Source organism: Archangium sp., from assembly GCF_036388035.1.
Taxonomy (GTDB): domain Bacteria; phylum Myxococcota; class Myxococcia; order Myxococcales; family Myxococcaceae; genus Archangium.
Window position 1 is genome coordinate 1 of sequence record NZ_DASVSO010000175.1, and the last position, 1,933, is coordinate 1,933.

The 1,933-nt window shown below is 70.9% G+C and carries 2 protein-coding genes; both read left to right on the forward strand.

The window, feature by feature from the left end; translation table 11 throughout:
• On the forward strand, positions 1 to 527 hold a 527-nt coding region (locus VF697_RS07750), incomplete at its 5' end, for an ABC transporter ATP-binding protein (RefSeq protein WP_331092860.1).
• 106 nt (positions 528 to 633) lie between these two features.
• A partial coding sequence (locus VF697_RS07755) for a sigma-54 dependent transcriptional regulator (protein WP_331092861.1) occupies positions 634 to 1,933 on the forward strand: 1,300 nt, incomplete at its 3' end.

Here is a 1,933-nt window from a genome sequence, read left to right on the forward strand (position 1 = left end):
TGCTGTCCATCCTCGGGATGCTCGATGCCGAGTGGCAGGGCGAGTACTTCCTGGAGGGCCAGGCCGTGCACTCCCTGGGGGCGAAGGCGCGCGCGGAGCTGTCCAAGCGCACCCTCGGCTTCGTCTTCCAGCAGTACCACCTGCTCGACAGCCTCACCGTGGCGGAGAACCTGGAGGTGCCGCTGTCCTACCGCAACCTCAAGCGCTCCGAGCGCGAGGCGATGGTGGGCGACATGCTCGACCGCTTCCAGCTCGTGGGGAAGAAGGACCTGTACCCCCACCAGCTCTCTGGCGGACAGCAGCAGGTGGTGGGCATCGCGCGCGCCATCATCGCCCACCCCAAGGTGCTGCTCGCCGACGAGCCCACCGGCAACCTGCACTCCACGCAGGCCCGGCAGATCATGGAGCTGTTCCAGACCCTCAACCGGGCGGGGACGACCGTGGTGCAGGTGACCCACTCCGAGTCGAACGCCGCCTATGGCCATCGCGTGGTGCAGCTCGCCGACGGGTGGATCCAGTCCTCCTGAGCGCAGGGGGACCGAGGTGGCGCTTCCGCTCGCTCGCATGCCCGGCTTTCCGGTTCCCCTCCCGCCCGCTGCTTCTGGCAGAGTCTCTTCCTTCCAGGTGTCCGCCGTGTCCGAGCCCGCTCCCCTCACCCCCGCCGCCAGCGCCCCGCAGGCGCGCATCCTCATCGCCGATGATCAGCTCGACGTGCTGGAGGCGCTGCGCCTGTTGTTGAAGCGCGACGGGTACGCCGTCCTCACCGCCCAGTCCCCGGCCGGCGTCCTGGCCATGCTGGAGTCCGAGGACGTGGACGTGCTGTTGATGGATCTCAACTACGCGCGGGACACCACGTCCGGGCGCGAGGGGTTGGATCTGCTCGCGCGCGTGCGCCAGCTCGACACGGCGCTGCCGGTGGTGGTGATGACGGCGTGGGGCAGCGTGGAGGGCGCGGTGGAGGCCATGCGCGGCGGGGCCCGCGACTACGTGCAGAAGCCGTGGGACAACACGCGGCTGCTCGCCACGCTGCGCACCCAGTTGGAGCTGGGCCGGGCGCTGCGCCGCTCCCGCCGGTTGGAGGAGGAGAACACCCACCTGCGCAAGGGCGGGGAGCGCCCGTCCTTCGTCGGCGAGTCCCGGGCGATGCAGCCCATCCGCCGGCTGGTGGAGCGGGTGGCGCCCTCGGGGGCCAACGTCCTCATCACCGGCGAGCACGGCACGGGCAAGGAGGTGGTGGCGCGGTGGGTCCACACCGCCTCCGGCCGTCCCGAGCGCCCCTTCGTCGCCGTCAACTCGGGCGGCCTCTCCGAGGGCATCTTCGAGAGCGAGCTGTTCGGCCATGTGCGGGGCGCCTTCACCGACGCGAAGACAGATCGCATCGGCTGCTTCGAGCTGGCCGATGGGGGGACGCTCTTCCTCGACGAGATTGGCAACATGCCGCTCACGCAGCAGGCCAAGCTGCTGCGCGTGCTCCAGACGGGCGAGCTGCACCCGGTGGGCTCCTCGAAGGTGCGCCGGGTGTCGGTGCGCGTCGTCGCCGCGACGAACGTGGATCTGGGCAAGGCGGTGGCCGAGGGCCGCTTCCGCGAGGATCTGCTCTACCGGCTCAACACGGTGGAGGTGCACCTGCCGCCGCTGCGGGACAGGCGCGAGGACATCCCCCTGCTCGCCGCGCACTTCCTCGGGCTGCACGGACAGCGCTATGGCAAGCCGGGCATGAAGCTCGCGCCGTCCGCGCTGGACGCGCTGATCGCCTACGGGTGGCCCGGCAACGTGCGCGAGCTGGAGCACGCGGTGGAGCGCTCGCTGCTCATGGCCAGCGGGGACGAGGTGACGGCGGAGGATCTCCTCCTGCGGCGCGCCGGAGGGAGCCGCGAGGGCCAGACACGGCTGGAGGAGATGACGCTGGAGGAGGTGGAGCGCTACCTCATCG